We start from the raw sequence: 24,744 nt of genomic DNA on the forward strand, positions 1-24,744 counted from the left end.
TCGCGGATTGGCCGTCCACCGCGTCACCCGAGTTCTGCCGTACACCCCCGCCCAGCTCGCCGATCTGGTGGCGGACGTGGAGGCCTACCCGCGCTTCGTGAAGTGGGTGACGTCGATGCGCGTCTGGAACCGGCGCGAGGAGGCCGAGGGCGTATCTCTGGTGGACGCCGAGGCGGCCGTGGGGTTTGCCTTCATGAAGGAGCGGTTCTCGACCTGGGTGCGGCATGACCGGAACCTGCCAAGGGTCGAGGTCGGGCTGCTGCGCGGGCCATTCAGGCATCTGAAGAACCGCTGGGACTTCGTGGAGACGCGTGATGGGACCCGGCTGGAGTTCATGATCGATTTCGCCTTCAGGAGCCCGATCCTGAATGCGACGCTGAGCGCGAACTTCGATCTGGCCGTCGGCAAGCTGATCGAGAGTTTCGAGGCCGAGGCCAGACGCCGATACGGGACGCCGGGATGACGGATTTCGACTTCGACGCCGTCGTGGTGGGGGCGGGGGCCGTGGGCCTGGCCTGCGGTCGGGCGCTGTCGAAGCGGGGGCTGACGGTGCTGGTGCTCGAGAAGGAGCCGCACATCGGTCAGGGCGTGTCGTCGCGCAACTCCGAGGTCATCCACGGCGGGCTCTACTATGCGACCGGGTCGCTGAAGGCGAAGTTCTGCGTCGAGGGACGGCGCGCGCTGTACGCCTATCTGGACAGCCACAAGATCGACTACCGCAAATGTGGGAAGCTGGTCGTGGCGACACAGGAGGACGAGGTCGGGCTGATCGAGGCTATCTTCCAGCAGGCGACGACGAACGGCGTCGAAGGGCTGGAGCATCTCAGCGGCGAACAGGCGCGGGCGATGGAGCCCGAGCTGAACGCCCACGCCGCCATCCTGTCGCCCGAGAGCGGCCTGTTCGCCAGCCACGACTACATGCTGGCCCTGGAAGGCGAGATCGAGGACGGCGGCGGATCGGTCGTGGTCTCCACGCCGTTCGAACGGGCCGAGCCCCTGCCGGGCGGCGGGTTTTCGATCACCGCAGGCGGGGAGGGTGGGGCGACCCTGACCTGCCGCCTGCTGGTCACCGCGCCGGGGCTGCGCGCCCAGGATGTCGCGGGACGGATAGAGGGCTTCCCGGCGGAACACGTCCCCAAGGGCCATTTCGGCAAGGGCGTCTATTTCCGACTGACCGGCAAGGCGCCGTTCGAGCGGCTGATCTATCCGCCGCCCATCGCGGGGGCGCTGGGCACCCACTATCGCAAGGACCTGGGCGGGCAGGCGGTGTTCGGGCCGGACCTCGCTTACGTCGAGACCGAGGATTACTCCGTTGATCCGGCGAAGGCCGAGGGGTTCGCCACCTATATCCGCCGCTTCTGGCCAGGCCTACCCGACGGAGCCCTGACGCCGGACTATGCGGGGATCCGGCCCAAGCTGCATGGCGCGGGCGAGCATCAGCCGGATTTCCAGCTCTATGGACCCGAGGTGCACGGCATCGAGGGGCTGGTGACGCTGTTCGGGATCGAGAGCCCGGGCCTGACCAGTTCACTGGCCATCGGCGAGGCGGTGGCGGAGAGGCTGGCGTGAACGACCTGACCTTCCGCCCGGCGACGCTCGACGATGTCGACCGGCTGCAGGCCTTCGTCCATGCGGCGTATCGCGGCGATAGCGCGCGGAAGGGCTGGACGCACGAGGCGGACCTGCTGGACGGGCAGAGGACGGACGTCGAGGCGCTGCGGGCGATGATCGAGGACCCGACCTATGTCACCCTGCTGGCCGAGCGGGACGGGGGTCTGGCGGGCTGCGTCTCGGTCAACGACAAGGGCGAGGGGCTTTCCTATCTCGGCATGCTGTCGGTCGAACCGGAGCGGCAGGGCGAGGGTCTGGGGCGCAAGCTGATCGCGGCGGCGGAGGCGGAGGCGCGGTCGCGGTTCGGGGCCAGCCGGATGGAGATGACCGTCATCGTCCAGCGGCGCGAACTCATCGACTGGTATATCCGCTGCGGCTACGCCGAGACGGGGGAGACCCGACCGTTCCCCTCCACCGATCCGCGCTTCGGCCTGCCGCGCCGGGATGATCTGGCGTTCGTGGTGCTGGCCCGCGACCTGACCTAGGACGCGCCCGGTCCGGCGATCAGGATGGCCGTGATCACGATCGGCCAGGCCAGTGGCAGGAACAGCAGGATCCAGGACAGCCGCTCCTTCCTGAGCCAGTAGGCGATCCAGGCAAGCACTGGTCCCAATACGATTGCGACCGGGAAGGTCATTGAAGTGTAGATGAAGGTGTAGATCCAGGCGTTCACGCCGGAATCCGAGGCCATCACCGACATCATCCCCATGAAGGCGGCCGGGACGACGGCCAGCACCGCGACGACGGACCCGATGATCAGCCACAGGCGCAGGGTCTTGCTGCGGGGCGGGCGAGGAGTGTCCAGTTCGGTCATGGCGGCATTTGACGCCTTGGGGCGCGACGCGGCAAGCGAAGCGGCATGAAGATCCTCACGCCCCGGCTGACGCTACGCCACGCCCGACCGGATGATCTGGCGGCGATGCACGCGGTGCTGTCCGATCCGCGCGCGACGGCGTGGTGGTCGACGCCGCCGCATGGGTCGCTGGAAGAGACTCGGGTCTGGTTGGACGGCATGATCGCCGGAAACGCGACAGGGTCGGACGATTTCGTCATCGAGCGGGACGGGGAGGTGATCGGCAAGGCGGCTTTTTCGGGCTGCCGGACCTCGGCTACATCCTGCATCCCGAGCATTGGGGTCTCGGGCTGGCGTCCGAAGCAGTGGGGGCGGCCGTGGCGCAGGTGTTCACGACGCGGGAGGTCGATGACCTGACCGCCGACGTCGATCCGGCGAATCAGGCCTCGACCCGGCTGCTGGAAAAGCTGGGGTTCGTGCGGACCGGCTTCGCGGAGAAAACCTGGAATATCGGCGGCGAATGGAAAGACAGTCTCTTCTACGGCCTGACCCGACAGGCCTGGATCGCGCGGCTCGAAGGATCGTCAGCGAGGCCTTGAAGTCCGGAGCGGGTTCAGGCATAAGCCCGCGCTCGCAGGCGGCTCTCCCGAGGGCCGCCGCTTCCTTTTTTGCGTCAGGCCCGCCTCGGGAACCGGCGCCGTATACGAGATGAGACGGACATGGCCGTTCCCAAGCGCAAAGTATCGCCCTCGCGTCGCAACATGCGCCGCGCCCACGACGCCCTCGGCGCCAACCCGTACACCGAAGACAAGGACACGGGCGAGCTGCGCCGTTCGCACCACATCGACCTGAAGACCGGCACCTATCGCGGCCGGCAAGTCCTGACGCCCAAGGAAGACTAGTCTTCTTTCTTCGTCTGACGACCAAACTGTGAAGTTTGCGCCGCGCGGTTCAACCGCGCGGCGTTTTCGTGCGTTATGGCCGCTCAACATCGAGGAGCGTCACCATGATCCGCACCCTTTCCGCCGTCGCCGTCAGCGCCCTGTGGCTCGCAGCCTGCGGCCAACCCGAAGCCACCGAGCCCGCCGCCGCGCCTGAAACACCGGCGCCGACCGCGCCGGCGACCCCGGCGCCCGACGCCAACGCGCTGACCGCCGCTGGATACGGGCCCCTGCGCATCGGCATGACCAAGGCCGAGGTGATCGCCGCCGTGGGCGACAAGTTCAATCCGAGCCTGGTCGGCGGCGCCGAGCCCGAGGTCTGCGACCAGTGGCGTCCGGCCCGCTCGCCCGAGGGCGTGACCGTCATGCTGGAGAACGGCGTCCTGACCCGCATCTCGGTGGCTTCGCCCTCCACCCTCAAGACCGATCGCGGCTTCGGCGTCGGCGACACGGCCGCCGCCATCAAGGCCGCCTATGGGCCGCTGGCCGTCTCGACCCCGCACAAATACGCCCCGGCCCCCGCCGAGGACATCTTCGTCTGGACCACCGGCGGCCCGGCGACGGCCGGCGAATATGTGCAGGATCCGAATGCGCGCGGCATCCGCTACGAGATCGACGGCGCCGGCAAGGTGTCGATCGTCCATGTCGGCGGTCCGTCCATCCAGTTGGTGGAAGGCTGCTCCTGATCCTGCGCTGAGGCGAGTTGGCGATTCGCGGGCGTCGGGCTAAACCCCGACGCCTGCAATCCCACGCTCTCTGAAAGCCTGCCCATGACCGACATCGCCGACATCGTCGCCCGCCAGATCCTCGACAGCCGGGGCAACCCGACGGTGGAAGTGGATGTGATCCTGGAAGATGGTTCGTTCGGCCGGGCCGCCGTTCCCTCCGGCGCGTCCACCGGCGCGCACGAGGCCGTCGAGTTGCGCGACGACGATGCGACCATGTGGGGCGGCAAGGGCGTGCAGAACGCCGTCGACGCCGTCAACGGCGAGATCTTCGACGCCCTGTCGGGCATGGACGCCGAGGACCAGCGACGCATCGACGAGGCCCTGATCACGCTGGACGGCACCGAGAACAAGGGCCGTCTGGGCGCCAACGCCATCCTCGGCGTGTCTCTGGCGGTCGCCAAGGCCAGCGCCATCTCGGTCGGCCTGCCGCTGTTCCGCTATGTCGGCGGCATCTCGGCCCGCGTCCTGCCGACCCCGATGATGAACATCATCAACGGCGGCGCCCACGCCGATAACCCCATCGACATCCAGGAGTTCATGATCCTGCCGACCGGCGCCGAAAGCTTCTCGGAAGGGCTGCGCATGGGATCGGAAATCTTCCACGCGCTGCGCAAGCAGTTGAAGGACGCCGGTCACAACACCAACGTCGGCGACGAAGGCGGCTTCGCTCCCAACCTGGCCTCGGCCGAGGAAGCGCTCAGCTTCATCACCAAGGCGGGTCAGGCGGCCGGCTATCTGGCCGGTGAGGACTTCCACCTCGGCCTCGATGTCGCCGCGACCGAGTTCTTCAAGGACGGCGCCTACAACATGGCCGGCGAAGGCAAGATCCTCGGCGGGGAGGGGATGGTCGCCTACCTCGCCGACCTGTGTGAGCGCTTCCCCATCGTCTCGATCGAGGACGGCTGCGCCGAGGACGATTTCGAGGGCTGGAAGCTGCTGACGGATGCGCTGGGCGAACGCGTCCAGATCGTCGGCGACGACCTTTTCGTCACCAACCCGGCCCGTCTGGCCGCCGGCATCGGCGAGGGTCTGGCCAACTCGATCCTGATCAAGGTCAATCAGATCGGCACGCTGTCTGAGACGCTGGATGCGGTCGATATGGCCCACCGCGCCGGCTACACCGCCGTCATGAGCCACCGCTCGGGCGAAACGGAGGATTCGACCATCGCCGACTTGGCCGTCGCCACCAACTGCGGACAGATCAAGACCGGCTCGCTGGCCCGTTCGGACCGGACGGCGAAGTACAACCAACTGCTGCGCATCGAGGAGATGCTGGGCGACCAGGCGTCTTATTATGGCGACGGCATGCTGCTGAGATAGGCGACTGAGAGGGCGGGCTTCGGCGACGTCCGCCCCTCACCAAACCTGTGCAGAACTAAGGCAAAGCTAGGGTTTGTTAGGCATTTCCGGTCACAAAGGCTCAACTGTGATCCACGCTCAGAAGGAGCGTTCGCGATGCCCGACCGGATGAAACCCTACACGCTGTCCGCATTCCTGTTCCTGCTGGTCGTCTACCTGGGAATCCAGGCGCTGACGGGCGAGCGGGGTCTGCTCAGCGGCGCCGCTCGCGATGCGCGACTGGCCGAGCGCGAGGCGCAACTGGCCGCTCTGACCGAACAACGCGCCGACCTGGAGGTCCGCGTCCGCTATCTCCGCACCGGCAGCTTATCGCGCGACCTTCTCGAAGAGCGGGCCCGCGCCGTCCTCGGCTTCAGCGATCCGCGGGACTATGTGGTGCGCACCGTCGCGCCGGCTCCTGAGGCCGCCAACACCAACCTCTCCTGAACTCTTGTTACAGCCCCGGCGGCGTGCTTTGCCTTTGGGGAACGAAGGCTGCTACAGCCGCTTTCCGTAACGACAAGAGGCCCGAACGGCGCGTTTCGCCATGGGCTCCACCGGGAGATGCCGGATGGCGAGAGCCGCCCAGAAGACCACGGATTCCAAGGGGTCCGCCAAAATTCCGAACACGCCGACCGCGTCCAAGGAAGACCTTCTCCGCTACTATCGCGAGATGGTCCTGATACGCCGCTTCGAAGAGCGGGCCGGCCAGCTGTACGGCATGGGTCTGATCGGGGGCTTCTGCCACCTGTATATCGGCCAGGAGGCCGTGGCCGTCGGCGTTCAGGAGAGCGTCAAACAGGGCCACGACAAGATCATCACCGGATACCGCGACCACGGCCACATGCTGGCCGCCGGCATGGACCCGAAGGAGGTCATGGCCGAGCTGACCGGTCGCTCGGGCGGATCGTCCAAGGGCAAGGGCGGGTCGATGCACATGTTCGACGTGCCGACCGGCTTCTACGGCGGTCACGGCATCGTGGGCGCGCAGGTCGCGCTCGGGACGGGCTTGGCCTTCGCGGGCAAATATCGCGGCGATGATTCGGTGGCCTTCGTCTATTTTGGCGACGGCGCCTCGAACCAGGGTCAGGTCTACGAGAGCTTCAACATGGCCCAGCTGTGGAAGCTGCCGGCCATCTACATCATCGAGAACAACCAGTACGCCATGGGCACGAGCATCGAACGCTCGTCTTCGACGACCGAGCTCTACATGCGCGGCGCCTCGTTCGGCATTCCGGGCGAGCAGGTCGACGGCATGGACGTGCTGGCGGTCAAGGATGCGGTCGAACGGGCCGTGAAGCGCGCCCGCGAGGGCGGAGGTCCCTTCATCCTGGAGGTGAAGACCTATCGCTATCGCGGTCACTCGATGTCCGACCCGGCCAAGTATCGGTCCAAAGACGAGGTCGACGAGGTCAAGAAGACCCGCGACCCGATCGACCACGTCAAGATGCTGCTCGAACAGGCCAAGGCCACCGAGGACGAGCTGAAGGCCATCGACAACGAGATCAAGGCCATCGTGGCCGAAGCCGTGCAATTCGCTCAGGAAAGCCCCGAGCCCGATCCGTCGGAACTGTATACCGACGTTTACGTGGAGGCCTGAGCGTGCGGTCGATTTTCACTCTCGCGTGCGCGGCTGCTTTCCTCGTCAGCTGCGGCCAACCGACCTCGAAAGCCGATCAGAGGTCTCCAGCGGCGCCTGCCGTACCCGCTCAGGCCTTCGCGCCGGGCTCCATGCCCATCCATCCGGTGCAGGTTAGTGCAACGCTGACTGAGTTGACCGGCGTGGATACTGCGCAGGCTTCGATGAGGGGCCGGGTAACCCAGGCGGACGCAGAGGAGTTCTGCAAGCGCAATCCGAACGGTGACAGTGGGACCAGTTCCTTGAGCGAATGCGTGAGCTCGACCCTGTCTTCGGAGACCGCGCAGGGTGCGACGGGCGAACATACGGCTAGCGCCGACTGTGTCGCAGGCACCCTGAGCAGCAGCGACTGGGGCAGTTTCCGCCTGGCCCCCGGTCAGGGCCGAGATGCGAGCGGACGCCAAACCCAGGTGTTCTTCAACTCCGATGGCGTCGAGGTTGGAGGCAATGCGGATGGCGGCTCGAGCGCCGCCGACCTCTTCACTGTACTTTGTCCGACGCGCGCGGCCGCGTGGAAGGCTAGCCAATGACCGATATCCTGATGCCCGCCCTGTCTCCCACGATGGAAGAGGGCAACCTGACCAAGTGGCACGTCAAGGCGGGCGACACCGTCAAGGCTGGCGACGTGATCGCCGAGATCGAGACGGACAAGGCGACGATGGAGGTCGAGGCTGTCGACGAGGGCGAGATCTCCGAGATCCTGGTTCCGGAAGGGACCGAGGGCGTAAAGGTCAACGCCGTGATCGCGCGTCTGGCTGGTGAGGCAGGGGCCGCCGCTTCGGCGCCGAAAGCCGAACCCGAAGCGGCGAAGGCCGCAGCCGATACGCCCAAGGCGACCGCCGAGGGCAAGACCGGCGATCCGGAAAAGGCTCCGGCCCAGTCGTCGACCCCGAAGGTCGAGCTGCGCGATCCCGAAATCCCGGCCGACGCCAAACTGGTCAAGACGACCGTGCGCGACGCTCTGCGCGACGCCATGGCCGAGGAGATGCGTCGCGACGACAGCGTCTTCCTGATCGGCGAGGAGGTCGCCCAGTATCAGGGCGCCTACAAGGTGTCGCGCGAGCTGCTGCAGGAGTTCGGCGACCGCCGCGTCGTCGACACCCCGATCACCGAGCATGGCTTCGCTGGTCTCGGCGTCGGCGCGGCCATGTCGGGCCTGAAGCCCATCGTCGAGTTCATGACGTTCAACTTCGCCATGCAGGCGATCGACCACATCATCAACTCGGCCGCCAAGACCCTCTACATGTCGGGCGGTCAGATCCGGGCGCCGATCGTGTTCCGCGGCCCGAACGGCGCGGCCAGCCGCGTCGGCGCCCAGCACAGCCAGGACTATTCGGCCTGGTACGCCCAGGTGCCCGGTCTGAAGGTCATCGCGCCGTACGACGCGGCCGACGCCAAGGGCCTGCTCAAGGCCGCGATCCGCGACCCGAACCCCGTCGTTTTCCTCGAGCACGAGATGATGTACGGCATCGAGTTCGACGTGCCGGAGGTCGAGGACTACATCGTGCCGATCGGCAAGGCCAAGGTCCGTCGCGAAGGCACGGACGTGACGATCACGGCCCACGCCCGCATGGTCGGTTTCGCCCTTCAGGCCGCCGAACAGCTGGAAGCCGAGGGCATTTCGGTCGAGGTCGTCGACCTGCGCACTCTGCGTCCTCTGGACCACGAGACCGTCGTTGAAAGCGTCAAGAAGACCAGCCGCCTGGTCTCGGCCGAGGAAGGTTGGGGTCCGATGGGCGTCGGCGCCGAGGTCGTGGCCCGCGTCATCGAACACGCTTTCGACTATCTGGACGCCCCGCCGGTGCGCGTGCACCAGGAGGACGTGCCGCTGCCCTATGCCGCCAACCTGGAGGTGCTGTCGCTCCCGGGCGTGGACAAGATCGTCAAGGCCGTGAAGGCGGTCATGGCGTGACCCATAAATATGCCCTGCCTGAACCCGAAGGCATCGCCACCGCCGCGACCGATGGGTCTGTGGTCGAGCTGACGCGGGTGTGGATTGGACCGGACGGGCCCGCGATCCTGTGCCGTCCCTCCTTCGAGGACCCCAAGGCCATGGGAGAGATGCTGGCCGAGCTGTGCTGGCATTTCGCCCATGCCTACGAACAGAACGGCGGCTTCACCCATCGTCAGGCGCTGCATGCCCTGAAGGCCGGGTGGGCGTCGGGTCATGCCAATGGCGAGGCCGCGTTGGCGCAGCGAGCACCGCAATGAGCAACGAGGCCCCCGAGTTTCGGCTGACGGCGCCCGAGAGCGTCGCGTCCGACCCGGATGCGATCGAGATGCTGCGCTTCTGGTGGTCGCGCGGCGAGCCGGTGATGGTCATCAAGCCAGCGTTCGACGATCCCAAGACGTATGGCGCGATCCTGGCCATCGCGGCGCGCAACATCGCCTATGTCTACCACGCCAACAAAGGCCTGGATCAGGAGGCGACCTATCGCCAGATCCTGGCCGGCCTGCGCCAGGCGCTGGAAGGCCCCGGATACAAGACCGTCCCCGAGACGGACGAACCCAAGAACGTTCAATGATCGCGGCGACTTCCGCTATCATTGACCCCAGCTGAGACGATCGAGGCGCCAAGGCCATGACTGACATTCTGATGCCCGCCCTGTCGCCCACGATGGAAGAGGGCGTTCTGGCCAAATGGCACGTCAAGGTCGGCGACGTCGTCAAGGCCGGCGACGTGATCGCCGAGATCGAGACCGACAAGGCCACGATGGAGGTCGAGGCCGTCGACGAGGGGACCATCACCGAAATCCTCGTGGCCGAAGGCGGCGAAGGCGTGAAGGTCAACGCCCCGATCGCGCGTCTGGCGGACGAGGGCGGGGCCGCCGCTCCCGCTCCCGCTGCGAAGTCTGCCGAGCCGGCGAAAGCGGCGGCACCCTCGCCGGCCGACGACAAGCCGGCGCCGGCCGGGCATGAAAGCGGCCAGGCCGTTGCGACCCCGCAGGGCGTCAAATCGGCTGAGGCTGTCTTGCCGAAGACAGACGCCGCACCGACATCGAAGCAGACCGGGACGCGCGTGTTCGCCTCGCCGCTGGCCCGTCGACTTGCCAAGGATGCGGGCCTTGACCTGTCTTCGCTGAAAGGCTCGGGCCCGCACGGCCGCATCGTCCGCGCAGACGTCGAGGCGGCCAGCAAGGGCGGCGCTCGCCCCGCCGAGGCGACAGCGACGGCTTCCGCCCCGGCCGCCGAGCCACGCAAGGTCCAATCGCTGGCGCAGATGGGCATTCCGGACGGTAGCTACGATCTGATCCCGCTGGACGGGATGAAGAAGGCCATCGCCCGCCGCATGGTCGAGAGCGTCAATGCGGTGCCGCACTTCCCGCTGTTCATCGACTGCGAGATCGACGCCCTGATGGCCGTCCGCGCCAAGGTCAATGCGCTGCTGGAGCCCAAGGGCATCAAGGTCTCGGTCAACGACTTCGTCATCAAGGCCGCGGCCTTGGCGCTGAAGCTCGTTCCGGAAGCCAACGCCAGCTATTCGCCCGAGGGCATCGCCATGCACCACAACGCCGACGTGGCGATGGCGGTGGCGATCGACGGCGGCCTGATCACCCCGATCATCTTCAAGGCCGAGACCAAGTCCCTGTCGCAAATCGCGACCGAGGCCAAGGACCTTGCCAAGCGCGCCCGCGACCGCAAGCTGAAGCCCGAGGAGTTCCAGGGCGGCACCTTCTCGGTCTCGAACCTGGGCATGTTCGGCATCAAGCAGTTCACCTCGATCATCAACGAGCCCCAGGGCGCGATCATGAGCGTGGGCGCGGGCGAACAACGCGCGGTCGTCAAGAACGGTCAGGTCGTGCCCGCCACGGTGATGACCGTGACCCTGACGTGCGATCACCGCGTGGTCGACGGCGCGACCGGCGCCCGCTTCCTGCAGGCGTTCAAGCCGCTGATCGAAGATCCCGTGACGATGCTGGCCTGAGGCCATGACCGGCTCGGTTTACGACTTCACTGCGACCGGCATCGACGGGACCGAAATCCGGCTGGATCAGTTTCGCGGTCAGGCCCTGCTGATCGTCAACACTGCGTCCAAATGCGGCTTCACCGGCCAGTACGCGGGGCTCGAGGCTCTGCATCGCCAGTATGCCGACCAACCGTTCGAGGTCCTGGGTTTCCCCTGTAACCAATTCGGAGCCCAGGAACCGGGCCGGGCGGCGGAGATCGCGGCCTTTTGCTCATCGACTTTCGACGTCAGCTTTCCGATGTTCGACAAGGTCGAGGTGAACGGTAAGAACCGGCATCCGATCTACGACTGGCTGACGCGCCATAAGCGCGGCTTCCTCGGCAGCCGCGATGTGAAATGGAATTTCACCAAATTCCTGACAGACCGGGAGGGCAGGGTGGTCGCCCGCTTCGCCCCCGACGTCGAGCCGGCGGCCATCGCGCCCGAGATCGACAAGCTGCTCTGATCGCCCTTGGCGAAAACGACGTCTTCTGTAGGGTCGTCCGAGGGTTGAGGGCGATTGATGGCTGAAGACGCGAAACGGTGCGCCGCCTGCGAGACGTCCTTGGCGGGGCGATACTGCCATGCCTGCGGTCAGGATTCCCAGGCCAGACCCGCGCCTCTGCGCGAAATGGCCGTGCAGGTGGCGACCTCCTACAGTCCGATCGACGGAAAGATGGCGCGAACGCTGGCGGTGCTCGCGGTGCGGCCCGGCCGGCTTCTGGAGGCCTATCGCAGCGGGGCGGGGTCGCTTTACGTTACGCCGCTGAAGCTGTTCGTGGCGGCGACGGCGCTGTTTCTCTCGGTGCTGAACTTCAGCGACACGACCTTCTTCCAGTATGTTTGGAAGGTGGATAAGCCGGGCAGGGCGGTTCAGGCCGTGTACGACCCCGACACCATGGAGGTGTCCGTCGTCGGCGCGACGGCCCAGGATCGATGGCTTCAGCCCCGCATCGACCCCGCCATCGATCCCGAGGTCACCGCCGCCATCGAGGCCGGCGCCCGCACGGAACCGACCGAGGTCGCGCGCGCCAACATGCGCTATGAGCTCGCCGCCAACCTCGAACAGGAACGACTGGCAGAGCGGTTTTCGGACTGGCTCCCCAATGTCCTCTGGCTGTTGATGCCGCTCTACGCCGCAGGGCTGATGCCGCTGTTTGGACCGCGCAGGCTGTTTCTGGAGCACGTGATCTTCGCCATGTGGGCGCACGCCATCACCTTCATTCTGGCCATGGGCATGTCAGCGCTCAACGCCGCGGGCGCGAACCTGTCGGCGGCCTGGCTGGCCCTGCCGTATCTGGCTTATTTCACCGTGGCGGCGTCTCGCTACTACGGGATGAGCCCCCTGCAGGCCCTGTGGCGCGGCGCCGTGCACTTGGGCTTCTACGTGTTTCTGGTGCTGTTGCCGGCCGCCGTCGTCATTCTGGCGACGGTGACGGACTGGGGCGCCCTGGCCGCCTGGTTCGAGGCCATCTGATCGGTCACGGCTGGTTACGTTCCGGAAGGTCAAGCTTTCAGGGCGGGGCAGGGGCCGCTACAACCCCCTGACAATTCAACGGAGGCTTCCCCTTGGCCGACTTCGATCTCATCGTCATTGGTTCGGGCCCGGGCGGCTATGTGGCCGCGATCCGCGCCAGTCAGCTGGGCCAGAAGGTCGCCATCGTCGAGCGCGCGGAGCTGGGCGGCATCTGCCTGAACTGGGGCTGTATCCCAACCAAGGCTCTGCTGAAGTCCGGTGAGAAGTTCGAGAGCCTGAGCCACCTGAAGGATTATGGCCTCGCGGCATCGGGCGCGACCTTCGACTTCGACGCCATCATCCAGCGCTCGCGGGGCGTGGCGGCGACGATGAACAAGGGCGTCACCTTCCTGATGAAGAAGAACAAGATCGAGGTGATCGAGGGCTCGGCGAAGCTGGAGAAGGGGGCTGCCGCTCCGAAGGTGGTCGTCGACCTGAAGGCCGGCGGATCGCGGACCATCGAGGCCAAGGCGGTCATGCTGGCCGTCGGCGCCCGCGCCAAGGCCATCCCGCAGATCGGCCTGGAGGCCGACGGCGACAAGATCTGGGCCTATCGCGAAGCCTTGGCGCCGAAGAAGATGCCGGCGTCCATAGTGGTCATCGGCTCGGGCGCCATCGGTATCGAATTCGGCAGTTTCTACAGGGCGCTAGGCGCGGAAGTTACGGTTGTGGAAGCGGTCGATCGCATCATGCCGGTCGAGGATGAAGAGGTCTCCAAGGCCGCCCAGAAGGCGATGGAGAAGCGCGGCATCAAGTTCCGCACCGGATGCAAGGTGACCAAGGTGTCCAAGGCCGGGAAGGGGGTCCAGGTCGCCATCGAGGCCAGCGGCAAGGCCGAGACCCTGGAGGCCGAGGTGTGCATCTCGGCGGTCGGCATCACCGCCAACACCGACGGCATCGGTCTGGAGGCGCTGGGCGTCAACATGGACCGAGGGCACATCACCATCGACGGCCATTGCGCCACGAACGTGAAGGGGCTCTACGCCATCGGCGACTGCGCCGGCGCGCCCTGGCTGGCGCACAAGGCCTCGCACGAGGGCATCCACGCCGCCGAATACATCGCCGGCTACAAGACGCCGAACGTCGTCTCGCCGATCGCCGGCTGCACCTATGCCCAGCCGCAGGTCGCCTCGGTCGGGGTGACCGAGCAGGGCGCGCGCGAGGCCAAGCGCGAGGTGAAGATCGGCCGCTTCCCGTTCCGGGTGAACGGCAAGGCCGTGGCCGCCGGCGAGATCGAGGGCTTCGTCAAGGTCATCTTCGACGCCAAGACCGGCGCCCTGATCGGGGCCCACATGATCGGCCACGAGGTCACCGAGATGATCCAGGGCTATGTCACCGCCATCGCCATGGAAGCGACCGAGGAAGACATCCACGGCATCGTCTATCCGCATCCGACCATGTCGGAGGCCATGCACGAGGCGGCGCTCGACGCCTACGGACGTGTGATCCACCTCTGATGGACGCGACGGGCGGCGATCTTCATTCATGGGCTGAAATAGCGGCGCGCGGGCTGGAGTTCGCAGGCGTCGGCGTCATGCTGCTGGGACTGGTCGCCGCGACCGCGTGGGGGCTGTGGCGTTTGCGGGGCGGGCTGGACGCGGCCTATGCCGAGTATAGGGCCAATCTCGGCCGAGCGATCCTGCTGGGCTTGGAACTGTTGGTCGCGGCCGACATCATCTCCACGGTGACATCGGAGCTGACGTTCCAGAGCGTTGGCTTGCTGGCCGCCGTCATCGCCATCCGAACCTTCCTCAGCTTCGCCTTGGAGACCGAGATCGAGGGCCGTTGGCCGTGGCGCCGGACGGAGATCGATCGGAAGGGGCGCTAACGCTTTTTGCCGAGTTCGGCCGCGATGTCCTTTGTCATGCGGCCGACCTTGCGGTGGGCGGCGGTGATCTGGTCACGGGTGACGCCCCAGCGCTTCATCCAGTACTCGACGGCCTGACGCTCGGAGAGGTCCAGGCGGTCCTTGTCGATAAAGCCGCGCTTGTCCTTCAGACCGGCCATGAGGGCGTTTCCTGTTTGCGCCTAAGATATATTATGCGAAATCTTTGGCATGGGTTAGTGTGGTCAGAGGGGCGTTTGGGCGTTCCAGCCGTCGAAACCGACTTTGACATTGGCCGGAAGAAGCCCCGACAAGGCGTTGTAATCGAGATCGATATGCAGGTTTGTCAGCACGGCGTTCTCAACGCCGCTGCGCGCGATCCATTCCAGCGTCCGATCGACATGGCTGTGGGTCGGATGCGTCGTCCAGCGCAGCGCATCGACGATCCAGAGCTTGCAGCCCACCAGCGCGTCGAACGCCGCATCGTCAAGGGCGTCGATATCGCTGGAGTAAGCCACAGGCCCGATGCGGTAGCCGGCTGACCGGATCGGCCCGTGGCCCTGATCGAAGGTCACGACCGGAACCCGGCCGCCCGGACCCTCGATCGACCAGCCGACGCCGTGCACCGGAATGTCCTTCAGCTCCAAAATAGCCGGATAGCCGAGCTGGCTTTCGAATATATACGGGAACCGCGGCGTCAGCGCGTCGCGCGTCGCCTGGTCCATCCAGGCGGGAATCCGCTGGCGCCGACGGACGGCGAAGACCCGCAGATCGTCGATGCCGTGGGTCTGGTCGGCATGGTCATGGGTGTACAGAACCGCATCGATCGACTTCACATCGGCTTTCAACATCTGCTCGCGAAGATCGGGAGATGTATCGATAAGTACGGTCGTGTCGCCATCGGGACCGCGTCGCCGGACCAAGGCCGAACAGCGGCTACGGCGATTCTTCGGTTCGGCGGGATCGCACGCGCCCCAGTCGCCGTCCCCGCGCGGCACGCCGCCGGACGAGCCGCTGCCTAGGATGGTGATCTCCAACTCGCTCACGGCCTCGGGATCCGGTCGAACAGGTTGAAGAAGGCGTCTGTCGTCCTGGCCTCCGCCTCCTCCCGCTCCCAGCCGCGAATGTCGGCCAGCGCCTGGAGCACATGGCCAATGTAGGCCGGTTCATTGCGACGGCCCCGATGCGGCACGGGCGCAAGGTAGGGACAGTCGGTCTCTACGATGATCCGGTCGGCCGGCATCGCCCGGACTACCTGACGCACGTCCTCGGCGGCCTTGAAGGTAGCGATTCCAGAGACCGAGAACCACGCGCCCATTTCCGCAGCCTGTTGCGCGAGTTGCGCGCCCGATGTGTAGCAATGCATGAGGAATCGAAACGGCGCCTCGACTTGCATTTCGCGAAGGATCGCGGCCATCTGGTCGTCGGCCTCGCGCGTGTGCACGACCAACGGCAGGCCCGTCGCCTGGGCGGCTCTGATGTGGGTTCTGAAGATCTCGGCCTGCTGATTGCGCGGGCTGAAGTCGTAGTGGAAGTCCAGGCCGCATTCGCCGATGCCGACGACGCGCGGTCGGTGCGACAACGCAATCAGGTCTTCCGCCGTCATGGCCGTGTGGTCCTTGGCCTCGTGCGGATGGACGCCGACGGTGCACCAGATGTCGGGGTGCGCCATGGCCAGGGCGTGGGTGGCCTCGAAGGTCGATAGCTTGTCGGAGATCTCGACCATCATCTGGACGCCGGCCTCGCGGGCCCGAGCGATGACGTCGTCGCGGTCCTCGTCGAACTGGACGGCGTGGAGGTTCACGTGGCTGTCGATGATCATCCGCCGGCCATCCGTTTCACGCGCGCCAGATCGGCCAGCGCCCCAGCCAGCAGGTCAGCCTTGTCGAGGTTGATCGCCGCCGCCCGGTCCGGCGCCTCGGTCAGACGGGTCCACAGATCGGCCCAGGCGGCCCCCTGCCCCGCCGTGTCCAGCGACCTCGCCTTCACGGCCGCCGCCAATCGATCCAGCAGGGCTTCGAACTTCGCCTGTCCTTCGGCGCCCCGAAAACCGTCGGACACCGACAAGGCCTCGGCGCGATCGACCGGGCCCTCATCGACCCAGCGTCGCGCCAGCCGGTCCAGTTCCAGATTGGCCGTGGTCGCCAGCGACAGGGCCGCACCCGGCGAGCCTCTGGCCATGCCGGCGATGCGCACGGCCTCGTCGCGATGCAGTTCGGTCTGGCGCGCCAGAAGGCCGGCGACCTCGGACTCCGCCCATGGCTGGAAGGTCAGGCGACGGCAGCGCGAGCGGATGGTGGCCAAGAGTCGCCCCGGCGCGTGGGCGATCAGAAACAGCACCCCGCGTTCAGGCGGCTCCTCCAGAACCTTCAACAAGGCGTTGGCGGCATTGAGATTAAGGTCGTCCGCCGCATCGATGACAGCCACCCGATAGGCGGCACGCGAAGGGCTTTTGGCGAAGAACTCCGGCAGGTCGCGCGCCTGATCGACAGAGATGGATTTCTTGGTCTTGCCGCCGTCGACCAGGCGCTCAAGAACCAGAAGATCGGGGTGGGACTGCGCCGAGATCAGTTGGCTGACCGGGTCCTGCGGCCGCGCCCCGAGGGGACCGCGCGACGGGTCCGGGGCCGCGCCCAGCAGACGTCGTGCGGCGCGATAGGCGAAGGTCGCCTTGCCCAGACCCTCGGGCCCGCACACCAGCCAGGCATGGTGCAGGCGACCGCGCGACAGGGCGTCGACGAAGGCCGTCTCCGCCTCCAGCGACGCAATGAGGTCGAACCGTTCCCGCGGGTGCTCGCTCACGGCAGGATGGGCTCGACGACGCGCCAGACCCGCTCGGCGACCACGTCGGGTTCGCCCGTCGCGTCGATCAGCCGGCAGCGCTCGGGATGTTGGGCCGAGACCGACAGGAAGCCGTCACGCAGGCGGCGGTGAAACTGCAGCCCCTTGGATTCGAACCGAGTCTCCGCCGCGCCCCGCGCCAGGGCCCGCTCCAGCCCGACCTCGACCGGCAGGTCGAAGATCAAAGTCAGATCCGGCTGGTCGGCGCCGACGATGGCGGCGTCCAGCGCCTCGATAAAGTCCGCCGGGGTTCCGCCGCCCGCGCCCTGATAGGCCCGGCTGGAATCGGCGAAGCGGTCGCAGACGATCCAGCGACCGGCGGCCAGCGCCGGGCGGATGGTCTTTTCCAGATGGTCGCTGCGGGCGGCGAACATCAGCATGGTCTCGGTCAGGGGCGACCAGCGGGCCGCGTCCCCGTTCAGGGCGATGTGGCGAATCTCCTCGGCGCCGGGCGAGCCGCCGGGCTCACGCGTGTGCACGACGTCGACGCCACGCGCCTTGAGGCGAGCGCCCAGTCTGGCGGCCTGGGTGGACTTGCCGGTCCCCTCCCCGCCTTCAAGCGTAATGAATTTTCCTCGGGTCACCGGCGCACAATGGCGGCCCGGACGGCTGGGGCCAAGGGTCGAGACGGCTTATCGCGCCGATATCAACAGAGCGCCGCCGAATCCGTCGGCCAGGACCGACTGACGGGCCCGTTCGGCGGCGTTGGCGTCGTTCCACGGGCCCAGGAGGACGCGAAACATCGACTGGTCGCTGGCCGCCTGGACCCGCGCCGAACGACCGATTCTGCCGGCGATGGCCTGGGCCTGGGGCTGATCGCGATACGCAGCGACCTCGATCCAGTACCTCTGGTCCGCCGAGACCGGCGGCGCGACGACGGGTGGCGGCGACGCAGCCTCGGCCGTCTGTATCACCGTGCCGCCGCCCAGACGCGGCGCCCGGCCCAAATAGCGGACGCGCACCTCGCCGACGCCGCGGGACAGAAGGTCCAGGGCCTCGGCCGCGCCGCGCGACAGGTCTATGATGCGCCCATCGACGAAGGGCCCGCGATCGTTGACCCTCAGGACGACCCGGCGGCCGTTGGCCAGATTGGTCACCTCCACCAGACCTGGCAGCGGCAGGGTCTTATGGGCGGCGGTCAGGGCGTGCATGTCGAACCGCTCGCCCGTCGAGGTCGGCCGCCCATTGAACTGGTCGCCATACCAGGAGGCCAGCCCGACCTCGTCGTAGTTCGGCTGTTCTTCCGGCTGATACCAGCGCCCGCGCACCTGATAGCGGCGCATGGTGCCAGACACGATCGGCGCGGGGTCGGTGACCGCGGGCGCGGCCTCCGCGATGCGCGTCTCGCTCGGCGTCCTCGTGAGTCCGCCTGTAGCCCCGGCGCTGGCGCATGCGGCCAGGAGAGCCGTGACGGCGGAAACCGCGGCGACACGGGAGGCGCGGCGAAGGAGAACGGGCGAAATCGACATGACGAAATCATCGTCGACCCGATTTCCGTTTTGGTTAACGGAGGATGCGCTGCTATGCCCCCTCTCCAGCCGGACAGGTGGCCGAGTGGTTTAAGGCAGCGGTCTTGAAAACCGCCGTAGGTGAAAGCCTACCGTGGGTTCGAATCCCACCCTGTCCGCCATCCACGCAATGGCCCTGGCGCGAGTCCAGCTCGAATATTTCGCCCAGACCGGCTTCGGCGCCGGCCTCCCTACGCGCGCCGGATCACATCGACCAGAGGGCCGCCCGGACCTTGGGTCAGGGTCGCCTCGACGCCATAGGCGCGCTTCAACACCTCGGGCGAAAGGGCGCTGGCGGGCGGTTCGTCTGCGATGATCCCTCCCTCAGCCAGGACCAGAACGCGATCCGCGAGACGCAGCGCCAGCGACAGGTCGTGCAGGGTCACGAGCACGCCCCGGCCCTCGTCGGCCAGACCGCGGAACAAGGCGGCGGCGTCGAGCTGGTGCGCCGGGTCGAGGCCTGTCAGAGGCTCGTCAGCCAGCAGCCATTCCGGATCTCCGGCCAGGGCCCGCGCGATCAGGACCCGCGCCCGTTCGCCCCCCGACAGGGTGTCGATGACCCGGTTCCCGAAGGTCTCGACATGGGCCGCCGCCATCGCGCGGTCGACGGCTTCACGGTCTACAGCTGCCTGACCGCGCGCGCCGATAAAGGGGGTACGACCCAGTTCGATCAGGGTCCGCGCCTCGACTGACCAGGCGATCTCGGGCGTCTGAGGCAGGAAGGCGAGACGCTTCGCACGGTCGCGAGGCCTCATGGTCGACAGGGCGACGCCGTCCAGGGTCGACTGTCCAGTGGTGGCGTCTCGCAGGCCCGCGAGGCAGGAAAGCAGGGTCGACTTGCCGGCGCCGTTCGGGCCGATGACGGCGGCGACCTTTCCTGCCTCGAGGGTCAGGTCGATGCCGGAGAAGATCGGCACGCCGCCGAGCGCGACCGACAGATCCGTGCAGGCGAGGATGCTCATGCGATCTTCCTCCGCAGACGAAGCAACAGGATCAGGAAGAATGGCGCGCCCAGGGCGGCCATGGCGACGCCCAGCTTCACCTCGGCCGCGGCAGGGGTCAGGCGCACGAGGAGGTCTCCCGCCAGCACCACCACGGCCCCGCCGAGGATGCTGGGGACCAGAAGGGCGCCCGGCCTCGCGCCGACGAGCGGTCGCAACAGGTGGGGCGTCACGAGGCCGACGAAGCCGATCACTCCGGTCACCGCGACGCTGGCGCCGGCCGCCAGACCGACACCCAGCGCGATGGCCCAGCGCGTCGTCCGCATCGAGATGCCCAGCGACCGCGCCCCGACCTCGCCCAGCGTCAGGGCGTCCAGCGCCCGGCCGGTGGTCAGCAGCAACCCGCAACCGACGACGATCAGCGGGACCGCCATCCGCACCTCCTCGAAACTGCGATCCGCCAGTGATCCCATCAGCCAGTCAACGATCTCGTTGACCGCCCACGGGTTGGGCGCCAGCGACAAAGCCAGGGACACCCCGGCGCTCGACAGGATGTTCAGGATCGCGCCGGCGAGCACGAAGGTCACGAGGCTGGACGCCGTCCCCGAAAGGAGCATCAGCACGCCGACGCCGATCAAGGCGCCGCTAATCGCCGCCATCGGCAGGGCCCAGGGCGCATAGGCCGTGACGCCGTAGTAGAGGGTCAGGACCGCCCCCAGCGCCGCCATCGACGACACGCCCAGCACGCCGGGATCGGCCAGGGAGTTGCGCGTATAGCCCTGCAGCACCGCGCCAGAAAGTCCGAGCGCGCCGCCGACGAACAGCCCGAGGAGCGTCCTCGGCAAGCGCAGTTCGAAGACAATGGCCCAGCGGGGATCCGCCTCGGGCTGGGTCCAGGCGCTGAACGGCGCCCAGACCTTGCCGACGATCAAACTGAGACCAGAGAGCAGGATCAGCAGGGCGATCAACAGTACATACAGATGGGGTCCGCTGACTCGCTTCATCCGCGCCTCGCGAGTGCGGCGTCGCGGGCGCGCGCCAGCGCCGCCGCCGTCTGGATCAGGACAGGGCCGCCGCAGAACAGCAGTCGCTCCGGGAAGACAGCCTTCTGCATCCGGTCGGCCACGCGGCTCAAAGCCGGATGCTCCATGATGCGCTCCGCCCAGCTGGGCGCGCCGGGATAGGCTTCCCCCGACAGCATGACTTGGGGCGGATCCGCGATGACCCGCTCCAGCGGCACATTGCCGGTCCGCGTCAGCCCGTAGCGTTCGACCGCGTTCCGCAACCCCGCCCGCGTCATCATCTCGTCCATCAGCGTGCCCGGTCCGGAGGCGAACCCGCCGGGCAGATAGACGAGCGCCGACGGCGGCGTGGACCCCGGCGGCGGGGCGGCGGCCGCGATCGCGGCCTCGATCTCGACGACCAAGGCCTCGCCCCGCTCCGGGTGACCGACCACGCTCGCAACCTCGCGCACCTGGTCGAGGCTTTCGGCCACACTCTCGGGCACACCGAACAGGGCGGTCTGGATCTTCAGCCGGCCCAGCGCATTGAGGGTCGCCGACGACGAATGCTGGGCGGCCATGACGAGATCGGGTTGCAGCGCCAGCACCTCTTCCGTCGTCCCGTAGGTGAAGGGCAGGGTCCGGGCGATGTCGGCGATGGTGGAGCCGTAATCCTGGCGCGCATAATGGCTCAAGGCCGCGATCTGGTTGCGGTCGGCGACCCGCACCAGGATCACATCGAGACAGGGGTTCATGGACACGATCCGCTGCGGTCGTGCGGTCGCCGTGGGTTTCGCGACCGGGTCGGGCGCGACGCTGCAGCCGGCCGACATCGCCAGCCCGCCCGCCATCACCATGCGCCGGTCGATCGTCATCAGCAGTGGCTCCCCCGCTGAACTCTCACACCTCGATCGAACGGGTGTTTCACAACGGTCGTCTCGGTCATGAGATCGGCGAAGGCCAGCCGGTCCGGCCATGCGTTCCGGTCCGCGACGCAGACATGCTTCCCCTCCGGTCGCGCCACCAGTTCGGCAACCCCGCCATGGACATGCAGATCGTCGTAGCGCAAGGCGATATTCAGCTCGTCCAGCAGGACGAAGTGGATCCTGGGATCGACGAGCGCCTTCATCGCCTCGGCGTGTTCGGCCTCCGTGGTCTTGTCGTTCATGACAGCAACTCCAACGCGGCCTGCAGTCGAGGCCGATCCTCTCGTTCCGGCAAGCCGAAGCGGATCGGTTCGGGATCCCAGGCGAAGGTGCGCACCAGTAATCCGGCGGGGCCCAGCATCGCCTCCAGCCGGGCGGGGTCCCGCGACAGGCGCCGTCGCGTCCGATCCGCCCAACTCGCATCGCCACAGCCTCGGCGCTGACGGAGGCTCCGCCCGCGCCTGCACCAGTCTCCCGCCGTGCGGCATGCCGGACAACCCTGCTAGAACCGGGCGCGCACGCCGACGAAGGTCCCGCGACCCGCGACGCCGTAGCTGCGCGTGGTCTCGTAGACCTCGTCCCCGACATTCTCGACGCGGCCGTAGACCTCAAGCGTCTCGTCGATCGGGAAGGCGGCGCGCAGATCGACCAGGGTGTAGCCTTCCAGGCGCGTCGCATTCGAGGCGTTGTCGAAGCTGTCGCCCGCATGCCGGACCGCGACCGAGGTCGACAGGCCGAACGGCCACTCGTAGCCGATCACGAGGTTGGCCGTCTCGTCGGGACGACGGGCCAGGGTCTTGCCGAGGTTCGCGCCCGGGGTGCGGTTCTCCGTCGACATATTCGTGTAGTTGGCCCGGATCGAGACGCCGGCGATCTCGTAATCCGCAGCCAGTTCGATCCCGTCGGCCTCGGTCAGTGCGATATTGTTGTAGTAGCCCGAGCGACGCACGCCGTTGCGGAAGCAAAGAGGCGCGGTCGCCGGCGTGGCCGCCGAAGCGCAGGACACGAAGTCGATCTGGTTCGTCGTTTCGCGGGCGAAATAGGTCGCCGACAGGATTAGTGCGCCTTCCAGGAAACGCTGTTCGACACCGGCGTCCCAACCATCCGCCTCCTCCGGCAAGAGGCCGGTGTTCCCGAAATCGCTGTAGAGTTGATACAGGCTCGGCGCCTTGAACCCCTGGCCGAAGCTGGCGCGCAAAATCGTCGATCCGTCGTTCAGCGACCATGCGGCCGCCGCCTGACCCAGGGTCTTGCCGCCGAAGGTGTCGTGCTCGTCGCGACGCACGCCGCCGGTCAGGGTCAGTCCGTCGACGATTTCGGATTGCAACTGGGCATAGAAGCCGTCGATGCCGACCTCGGCTGTCGCCGACGTCGGGTTCGGTGTGAACGAGGATGGCGAGGCGGAGCTGAACTCCGAGTCCTCGTGCTCGGCCCCGAAGGTTGCGGTCCAGCCGTCGCGGAGGTCGACGACGCCCTGATATTCGAAGCGCTTGTTCAGGCCCTCGGCGTCGAAGGTGACCGGGGTGACGGTCTGGTCTGGATTCTCGTTGTGGCGCTCGGTCTGCGTATAGGCGTACGCGACGCGGTTGCTGAGACGGCCGTCGAACAGGTCGAAGTTCAGGCCGCTGTAGGTCACCAGTTCCTTGGTCTGCGAGGTCTCGCGGGTGTCGCCGAAGGCGAAAGTCGGGGCGGGGAAGCCGTCGATCCCCGCCGTGCCATCCGAATAGACGGCCCTGAGGTCGATCGAGACGCCTTGCGTCACGCGAATATTGGCCCGGCCGCTGAGGCCGAAGTTTTCATAGCCGTCCTTCTCGGTCCCGCGCGCGAAGGTCGAGAAGCCGTCGGTCTGATAGTGGGAGACGCCCAGACGCCAGGTGGCGCGTTCGGTGGCGCCGCCGATGCCGCCGCGCAGATAAGTGGTCGCGCGCGAGCCGGCCTCAGCCGACAGGTTCGCCTCGAAGGGCTTCGTCGGCTCGGCGGTGACCACATTGACCACGCCGCCGATGGCCTGAGAGCCCCAGAGCGTCGACTGGGCCCCGCGCAGCACCTCGATGCGCGCGATGTCGCCGATCAGAAGGTTGCCGAAATTGTAGCCGCCGCCGGTGCCAGAAGGGTCGTTCAGCTTGACGCCATCGATCACCGCGACCGTCTGGTCGGTCTCGGCGCCGCGGATGCGCAGCGAGGTCGCCGCTCCAGCGCCGCCGTTGCGCGACAGGGTCACGCCGGGGGTGCGGATCAGCAGGTCCGCGACCTCGATGGTCTGGCTGGCTTCGATGGTCTCCGCCGTCAGGACCGTAACCGACTGGCCGACGCGATCGGCCGCCTGGGCCGAACGATTGGCGGTCAAGATCACGTCCTCGAGCAAGGTCGGATCGGCCGCCGAGGCGGCGGTCTGGGCGCTCGCGGCGTTGGCGGCGAGCAGGAGCGCGGCCGTGGCGGCGCTGGTGACCAGTTCATTTTTCATTCGGGTCCGATCCCTCGTTTGACAACGAGCCGGCGCGTGAACGGCCGCGATCGGGCATGGAGACGCGCCCGGTCACGACCGCGCGGCGCGCGCGGCCCAACAGACGTCGTCATTCGGGAAAGACCCGTTCCGCTCGGCACACCACGTCCGCGCGAAGGACGACCGCGACGGGCAGGTCTCCTGGCTCGCGGGTCAACGCCGGTGCGCGTCGCCTTCCCAGTTCCGCGGGTCGAGACCCTTGGATCCAGTGGCTGTTGACGCGCGGGCTCGCCGCTTACAGTTGCGTGGGCAGCCCAGGTGTTTCACCTGAGTTCCCTATTAATCCCCATCGCTGGGGAACCTGTCGCGCGGTCGCCTTAGGCCAATCCGCCATCATCGGCAATGGAGACCTCACATGACCACGACCCTGGTGCTGGGCGGGACGCGATCGGGAAAGAGCGGCTGGGCTCCGACAACATCGCCGTTGACTGCCTGACCCCCTGGCTCAGCAATCAGATGCCGGCGAAGCCGACACGAGGCGAAAGTTGAAGCGGCTCGCTTCATCGTCCGGGCCTGTCGAGCGCGTCTCCTGGCTTATCTCCAACGAGGCGGGCTGGGGCGTCGCGGCGGACAATGCGTCGGCGCGTCGCTGCCGCGATCACGCCGACGGTCTGCATCAGCATCTGACCGCGATCGCCGAAAACACGGTGTTGATCGTTGCCGGCGTGTCCGCACCAGTGGCGGGCA

General features: G+C 67.2%; 29 protein-coding genes, 1 tRNA gene and 1 riboswitch. Of the genes, 18 read left to right on the plus strand and 12 right to left on the minus strand.

Translation table 11 applies throughout. The features are described from left to right. Window positions 1–7 precede the first annotated feature (7 nt). From O5O43_RS06915 to O5O43_RS06925, 3 genes are read left to right on the plus strand one after another with little or no spacing between them, the layout of a single operon-like run. Window positions 8–463 (plus strand): type II toxin-antitoxin system RatA family toxin, encoded by a 456-nt coding sequence (locus O5O43_RS06915; RefSeq protein WP_271086166.1) that lies wholly within the window; start codon window positions 8–10, stop codon window positions 461–463. Beyond that, a complete protein-coding gene (locus O5O43_RS06920) occupies window positions 460–1,569 on the plus strand; it encodes an NAD(P)/FAD-dependent oxidoreductase (RefSeq protein WP_271086167.1) in 1,110 nt (369 codons plus the stop codon). Before O5O43_RS06915 ends, O5O43_RS06920 begins: the two co-directional genes overlap by 4 nt. Beyond that, window positions 1,566–2,096 (plus strand): GNAT family N-acetyltransferase, encoded by a 531-nt coding sequence (locus O5O43_RS06925; protein ID WP_271086168.1) that lies wholly within the window; start codon window positions 1,566–1,568, stop codon window positions 2,094–2,096. Before O5O43_RS06920 ends, O5O43_RS06925 begins: the two co-directional genes overlap by 4 nt. Here the strand turns inward: O5O43_RS06925 and O5O43_RS06930 are convergent. Beyond that, on the minus strand, window positions 2,093–2,425 hold the full coding sequence (locus O5O43_RS06930) for a hypothetical protein (RefSeq protein ID WP_271086169.1): 333 nt from the start codon (window positions 2,423–2,425) through the stop codon (window positions 2,093–2,095). The two genes, O5O43_RS06925 and O5O43_RS06930, sit on opposite strands and share 4 nt — an antisense overlap. Before the next feature lie 143 nt (window positions 2,426–2,568). On the opposite strand from O5O43_RS06930, the gene O5O43_RS06935 reads away from it, so the two are divergent. The 14 genes from O5O43_RS06935 (at window position 2,569) to O5O43_RS07000 (ending at window position 14,340) form a co-directional block, all read left to right on the plus strand. Further along, window positions 2,569–3,003, plus strand: a complete 435-nt coding sequence (locus tag O5O43_RS06935; RefSeq protein ID WP_271086170.1) for a GNAT family protein — start codon at window positions 2,569–2,571, stop codon at window positions 3,001–3,003. 120 nt (window positions 3,004–3,123) lie between these two features. Continuing rightward, complete coding sequence (rpmF, locus tag O5O43_RS06940; protein WP_271086171.1) at window positions 3,124–3,306, plus strand: 50S ribosomal protein L32; 183 nt, start codon at window positions 3,124–3,126, stop codon at window positions 3,304–3,306. Window positions 3,307–3,410: 104 nt separating this feature from the next. Next, a complete protein-coding gene (locus tag O5O43_RS06945) occupies window positions 3,411–4,031 on the plus strand; it encodes a hypothetical protein (protein ID WP_271086172.1) in 621 nt (206 codons plus the stop codon). Window positions 4,032–4,115: 84 nt separating this feature from the next. After that, a complete protein-coding gene (gene eno, locus O5O43_RS06950) occupies window positions 4,116–5,393 on the plus strand; it encodes a phosphopyruvate hydratase (RefSeq protein WP_271086173.1) in 1,278 nt (425 codons plus the stop codon). A gap of 135 nt (window positions 5,394–5,528) precedes the next feature. After that, on the plus strand, window positions 5,529–5,858 hold the full coding sequence (locus O5O43_RS06955) for a septum formation initiator family protein (protein WP_271086174.1): 330 nt from the start codon (window positions 5,529–5,531) through the stop codon (window positions 5,856–5,858). Window positions 5,859–5,982: 124 nt separating this feature from the next. Beyond that, window positions 5,983–7,011, plus strand: coding sequence for a pyruvate dehydrogenase (acetyl-transferring) E1 component subunit alpha (gene pdhA, locus O5O43_RS06960; RefSeq protein ID WP_271086175.1), 1,029 nt, complete (start codon window positions 5,983–5,985; stop codon window positions 7,009–7,011). Window positions 7,012–7,576: 565 nt separating this feature from the next. Then, window positions 7,577–8,962 carry a pyruvate dehydrogenase complex E1 component subunit beta gene (locus tag O5O43_RS06965; protein ID WP_271086176.1) on the plus strand — a complete coding sequence of 462 codons (1,386 nt, stop codon included), beginning with the start codon at window positions 7,577–7,579 and terminating at the stop codon, window positions 8,960–8,962. Beyond that, complete coding sequence (locus O5O43_RS06970; protein ID WP_271086177.1) at window positions 8,959–9,261, plus strand: DUF5076 domain-containing protein; 303 nt, start codon at window positions 8,959–8,961, stop codon at window positions 9,259–9,261. Before O5O43_RS06965 ends, O5O43_RS06970 begins: the two co-directional genes overlap by 4 nt. Next, window positions 9,258–9,575 (plus strand): DUF5076 domain-containing protein, encoded by a 318-nt coding sequence (locus O5O43_RS06975; protein WP_271086178.1) that lies wholly within the window; start codon window positions 9,258–9,260, stop codon window positions 9,573–9,575. The genes O5O43_RS06970 and O5O43_RS06975 overlap by 4 nt, the downstream gene beginning before the upstream one ends. 56 nt (window positions 9,576–9,631) lie before the next feature. Next, window positions 9,632–10,975 carry a pyruvate dehydrogenase complex dihydrolipoamide acetyltransferase gene (locus O5O43_RS06980; protein ID WP_271086179.1) on the plus strand — a complete coding sequence of 448 codons (1,344 nt, stop codon included), beginning with the start codon at window positions 9,632–9,634 and terminating at the stop codon, window positions 10,973–10,975. A 4-nt stretch (window positions 10,976–10,979) separates the two neighbouring features. Then, a complete protein-coding gene (locus tag O5O43_RS06985; protein WP_271086180.1) occupies window positions 10,980–11,462 on the plus strand; it encodes a glutathione peroxidase in 483 nt (160 codons plus the stop codon). Window positions 11,463–11,519: 57 nt separating this feature from the next. Beyond that, on the plus strand, window positions 11,520–12,473 hold the full coding sequence (locus O5O43_RS06990; RefSeq protein ID WP_271086181.1) for a DUF3667 domain-containing protein: 954 nt from the start codon (window positions 11,520–11,522) through the stop codon (window positions 12,471–12,473). A gap of 92 nt (window positions 12,474–12,565) precedes the next feature. After that, the gene (gene lpdA, locus O5O43_RS06995; RefSeq protein WP_271086182.1) at window positions 12,566–13,969 is read left to right on the plus strand and encodes a dihydrolipoyl dehydrogenase; all 1,404 of its coding nucleotides are present in this window, start codon (window positions 12,566–12,568) and stop codon (window positions 13,967–13,969) included. Beyond that, the gene (locus O5O43_RS07000) at window positions 13,969–14,340 is read left to right on the plus strand and encodes a DUF1622 domain-containing protein (RefSeq protein WP_271086183.1); all 372 of its coding nucleotides are present in this window, start codon (window positions 13,969–13,971) and stop codon (window positions 14,338–14,340) included. The genes lpdA and O5O43_RS07000 overlap by 1 nt, the downstream gene beginning before the upstream one ends. Here O5O43_RS07000 and O5O43_RS07005 read toward each other — a convergent pair. The 6 genes from O5O43_RS07005 to O5O43_RS07030 form a co-directional block, all read right to left on the minus strand. Beyond that, on the minus strand, window positions 14,337–14,519 hold the full coding sequence (locus O5O43_RS07005; RefSeq protein WP_047413801.1) for a DUF3606 domain-containing protein: 183 nt from the start codon (window positions 14,517–14,519) through the stop codon (window positions 14,337–14,339). The genes O5O43_RS07000 and O5O43_RS07005 overlap by 4 nt on opposite strands. 63 nt (window positions 14,520–14,582) lie before the next feature. Beyond that, window positions 14,583–15,383: an MBL fold metallo-hydrolase gene (locus O5O43_RS07010; RefSeq protein WP_271086184.1), complete on the minus strand. Its 801-nt coding sequence runs from the start codon at window positions 15,381–15,383 to the stop codon at window positions 14,583–14,585. After that, the gene (locus tag O5O43_RS07015; RefSeq protein ID WP_271086185.1) at window positions 15,380–16,159 is read right to left on the minus strand and encodes a TatD family hydrolase; all 780 of its coding nucleotides are present in this window, start codon (window positions 16,157–16,159) and stop codon (window positions 15,380–15,382) included. Before O5O43_RS07015 ends, O5O43_RS07010 begins: the two co-directional genes overlap by 4 nt. Continuing rightward, the gene (locus O5O43_RS07020) at window positions 16,156–17,139 is read right to left on the minus strand and encodes a DNA polymerase III subunit delta' (RefSeq protein WP_271086186.1); all 984 of its coding nucleotides are present in this window, start codon (window positions 17,137–17,139) and stop codon (window positions 16,156–16,158) included. The genes O5O43_RS07015 and O5O43_RS07020 overlap by 4 nt, the downstream gene beginning before the upstream one ends. After that, on the minus strand, window positions 17,136–17,762 hold the full coding sequence (gene tmk, locus O5O43_RS07025; protein ID WP_271086187.1) for a dTMP kinase: 627 nt from the start codon (window positions 17,760–17,762) through the stop codon (window positions 17,136–17,138). The genes O5O43_RS07020 and tmk overlap by 4 nt, the downstream gene beginning before the upstream one ends. Window positions 17,763–17,810: 48 nt before the next feature. Beyond that, the gene (locus O5O43_RS07030; protein ID WP_271086188.1) at window positions 17,811–18,647 is read right to left on the minus strand and encodes a septal ring lytic transglycosylase RlpA family protein; all 837 of its coding nucleotides are present in this window, start codon (window positions 18,645–18,647) and stop codon (window positions 17,811–17,813) included. 71 nt (window positions 18,648–18,718) lie between these two features. Between O5O43_RS07030 and O5O43_RS07035 the strand changes: the two genes are divergently transcribed. Continuing rightward, window positions 18,719–18,808: transfer RNA gene (locus tag O5O43_RS07035), tRNA-Ser, on the plus strand. A gap of 69 nt (window positions 18,809–18,877) precedes the next feature. Here the strand turns inward: O5O43_RS07035 and O5O43_RS07040 are convergent. From O5O43_RS07040 to O5O43_RS07060, 5 genes are all read right to left on the minus strand, one after another. Next, complete coding sequence (locus O5O43_RS07040) at window positions 18,878–19,648, minus strand: ABC transporter ATP-binding protein (RefSeq protein WP_271086189.1); 771 nt, start codon at window positions 19,646–19,648, stop codon at window positions 18,878–18,880. Beyond that, window positions 19,645–20,631, minus strand: coding sequence for an iron ABC transporter permease (locus O5O43_RS07045; protein ID WP_271086190.1), 987 nt, complete (start codon window positions 20,629–20,631; stop codon window positions 19,645–19,647). Before O5O43_RS07045 ends, O5O43_RS07040 begins: the two co-directional genes overlap by 4 nt. Next, window positions 20,628–21,503, minus strand: coding sequence for an ABC transporter substrate-binding protein (locus tag O5O43_RS07050; protein WP_271086191.1), 876 nt, complete (start codon window positions 21,501–21,503; stop codon window positions 20,628–20,630). Before O5O43_RS07050 ends, O5O43_RS07045 begins: the two co-directional genes overlap by 4 nt. Continuing rightward, entirely contained in the window at window positions 21,503–21,796 is a 294-nt protein-coding gene (locus O5O43_RS07055) for a cob(I)yrinic acid a,c-diamide adenosyltransferase (RefSeq protein WP_271086192.1), read from the minus strand. Before O5O43_RS07055 ends, O5O43_RS07050 begins: the two co-directional genes overlap by 1 nt. Window positions 21,797–22,056: 260 nt before the next feature. Then, window positions 22,057–24,018 carry a TonB-dependent receptor gene (locus tag O5O43_RS07060; protein WP_271086193.1) on the minus strand — a complete coding sequence of 654 codons (1,962 nt, stop codon included), beginning with the start codon at window positions 24,016–24,018 and terminating at the stop codon, window positions 22,057–22,059. Window positions 24,019–24,170: 152 nt separating this feature from the next. After that, window positions 24,171–24,377: riboswitch (cobalamin riboswitch) on the minus strand. Window positions 24,378–24,744: the final 367 nt, after the last annotated feature.

Source organism: Brevundimonas sp. NIBR11, assembly GCF_027912535.1.
In the GTDB taxonomy this organism is placed as follows: domain Bacteria; phylum Pseudomonadota; class Alphaproteobacteria; order Caulobacterales; family Caulobacteraceae; genus Brevundimonas.